The sequence below is a fragment of the Microbacterium sp. K35 genome (assembly GCF_004794375.1).
GTDB classification, from domain to species: domain Bacteria; phylum Actinomycetota; class Actinomycetes; order Actinomycetales; family Microbacteriaceae; genus Microbacterium; species Microbacterium sufflavum.
Genome location: NZ_SSDM01000414.1, coordinates 1 through 2,920, shown reverse-complemented (window position 1 = coordinate 2,920; position 2,920 = coordinate 1). Strand labels below are relative to the sequence as shown.

Annotated in this window: 2 protein-coding genes and 1 pseudogene; 2 read left to right on the top strand and 1 reads right to left on the bottom strand. The window is 74.1% G+C overall.

The window, feature by feature from the left end:
• Nucleotides 1-2,005, bottom strand: a 2,005-nt coding sequence (locus DW299_RS17255; protein WP_136037322.1) for a winged helix-turn-helix domain-containing protein, incomplete at its 3' end; no start/stop codon positions are given.
• Between the two features lie 116 nt (nucleotides 2,006-2,121).
• On the opposite strand from DW299_RS17255, the gene DW299_RS17250 reads away from it, so the two are divergent.
• Nucleotides 2,122-2,673 (top strand): ECF transporter S component, encoded by a 552-nt coding sequence (locus tag DW299_RS17250; RefSeq protein WP_168443174.1) that lies wholly within the window; start codon nucleotides 2,122-2,124, stop codon nucleotides 2,671-2,673.
• 43 nt (nucleotides 2,674-2,716) lie between these two features.
• Nucleotides 2,717-2,920 (top strand): annotated as a pseudogene (locus DW299_RS17245) (hypothetical protein); the annotation flags it as partial.

Genomic DNA, 2,920 nt, shown 5'->3' with positions numbered 1-2,920 from the left:
CGCCCGGCGCGTCGCGCTGCTTGATGCCGCGGGCGGCCCGGACGTCGCCGAGCGCGAGGTGCAGCAGGATCCGCGGGCGGCTGAGGGCCTGTCGTGCGTGGGGTGTTGCGCCCTCGCGTCCCCGCATCCTGGCGAAGGACTCCAGGCGTTCGAGCCCGCCCGCGGCGTCGCCGTCGTGCAGCGCGATCCACGCCTCCACGGCGGCCATGGTCGTCCAGTGCTCGCTCGTCGCCCGGTGGGGGAGGAACGCCCGTACGTGCTGTTTCGCGGCGTGGAGGTCGCCGTCCTCGACCGCGAGCATCGCCTCGGCCACGCGGTAGAACGTGCCGCGGTAGCCGTCGAGCAGCTCCTGGCTGTGACCGCCGTCGCGGAGGAGGCCGACGAAGTGCCGCGCCTCCGGGAGGTCTCCGGCCCTGGCGTGGATCCCGGCGAGCAGGCTCATGGCGTGGAACCCGTTGCCGGTGCCCTGCGCACCGGCGAGAGCCGCGGCCTCCTCCAAGAGCCCCACCGCCTGTTCGCGGCGGCCTCCGTAGTACAGCGACAGCGCGAGGTGGGTGCACAGCAGCGGCATCTCCCGGGCGTAGCGGTGCCACTCGCTCTCGGGGGTCTCCGTGAACAGCGCGAGGGCACGGGCCGCGACCTGTCCCGCCCGGTCGGGCATGCCGATGACCCGCAGGGCCGCGCTCTCGGCCGTCCAGATGAAGAGGCGCTCGGTCGCCGAGAGGCGGGTCTTCCGCCCGTTCGCTGCCGAGACGGCCAGGCGCAGGAGCTGGAGTCCGCGCAGGCGGCGCAGCCGGTTGGCGTTGAGGCAGATGCCGAGGAGCATCGCCACGAGCGGCTCCTGCTTGAGGCGTGCGATCGGGAGGTCGCCGAGCAGTCGCACGACCGCCCTGCCGTCGTGGTCGAGCAGGTGGCTCCATCCCGACATGATCACGTGTGCCGCGAGGGCGAGGTCGTCCTCTTCCACGGCCAGACGCAGCCCCTCGAACGGAGCGCCCCGCCGCACGGCGCCCTCCACTGCGAGGCGCCGCAACCGGGGGATCTCGGCCGGGTGTGTGCGGCGGAGCTCGCGGCGCAGCAGGGTGCGGGCGTGCGGGGCCAGCCGGAACAGGCGGGGCTCACCGGGCTCCCAGTGCCCGAAGCCGAACACCTCGGATTCCTCGAGGGCGTGGACGATGTCGGGGTTGCCCGTCAGTGCGGCAGCGAGGGGGGTGTCGACGGCGTCGGTGATGCTGAGCCGGACGAGATCGTCCAGGGTCCGCTCGGCGAAGTCGTCCCGCTCGATGCGAGCCCGGAGGTAGTCCTCGATCGTCGCGGATGCCGCCGCGACGACGGCCGACCCGCCCCCGTGCAGTGCCGCCGCCCGGACGGCCGCGGGGAAGCCGCCCGTCGCCTCCTGGATCGCCCGGACCGTGTCATCGTCGACGGCGGGGTCGAGCATCGCGCGGATCTCGTCGTGGTCGAACATGAGCTCCTGCGGGCCGAGAAGCGCGGTGTCGATCACCAGGCGCAGCCCGGCGCTGTCGAAGGGACTGGGCCGGTTGGTCGCGACGACGAGTCGCACGAGCGGGAGCGCGGCGATCGTGCGACACAGGTCGAACACGCTCTCGCGGTCGAGCGCGGCGGCGTCGTCGAGCACGATCACCAGCGGCTCCGTGAGCGGGCACAGATGCTCGGTGACCGCGGCCCACAGCTCCCCGGGTGACTCCGTCGAGGGGTCTGCGGACGCCCTGCCCTCTGGCGCCTGTTCGCGAAGGGCGCGCAGCAGGGCCAGCGCGAGGTCGGAGCTGCTCTCACGCCCGGGGGTCACGGTGAGCCAGACCACGCGGGACGAGGTGACGAACGCCCAGCCGACCACCGCGGTGGTCTTGCCCGAGCCCGATGCCCCGCGGAGCAGCGTGAGCGGGGTGTCCGTCTCGAGGGCTGCGTTGAGCCGCGGTCGCCCGATCACGTTCGTCGAGACGCGCGGCAGATGCCTGCTCTCACGCGCGACGGAATCCGTCATGTCCCCTCCCCAGGTCCCCGCCTCCACAATATTCCGAAATGACGATCGGGCGGGTGACGTGACGCCGCGGCGACGTCGGTGATCGGCCGGCCGACGTGGCCTCTAGGCTCGGAGACGTGACGGACGGGCGGGCGAAGACGGTGCGACGCGTGCCGACCAGCGCCCTGCTGGTGAGTGCGGCGCTCGGTGCGATCCAGGCGCTCGTGTTCCTCGCGGTCGTTCCCGTCACCGGAGTGCTCGCGGCCGCCTCGCCCCCGGCCTACGCCCTGGTCGCCGCCGTGCACACGGCCCTGCCGTTCCTGGCGCGCGTGGTCACGCGCACGCCGGGCGCCGCCACGCTGACGGCGTTCGTGGCCGGGGCGCTCACGGTCGCGGTGTCGCCGATCGGACCACTCGGGCTGGTCCCGCTCCTGCTCGGCGGTCTGGTGCTCGACCTCGTGCTTCCGCTGCGGCGCGGCGCTCGGGTGGGCGCCGGGCGGATCGTGGCGGCCGGGGCCGTCGCGGGGATCGCCCTGTTCCTGGTCGCGCTGCCGGTGTTCTCGCCGGAGCACCTGGTGCCCGCGGTGCTCGTGGCGACGCTGGCCGCGCGCATGGTCGGGGAGGTCGCGGTCGCCGGGGTCGTGATCGCGGTGCGGAGGCTGCTGGCCCGCGCGGGCGTCGTCCGCTGAACATGCCCCGAATACCTATACCCCCTGCGGGTAGTATCGGGGCATGACCGAACGACGGGCGCTGCGCGGGGCACTGCTCGCGGTGGTGCTCGCGGGCGGAGTGCTGCTCGGGCTGCTCGGCATGCACGCGCTCGGGTTGCACGGCACCACCGGGGCGCACGGCCCCGGTCACGCCGCGGTCGTCGCGACGGCGTCCCAGGGCGACGCCGCCCACGACCGCCCGGGCTCCGCGGCCCCGGACGAGCCG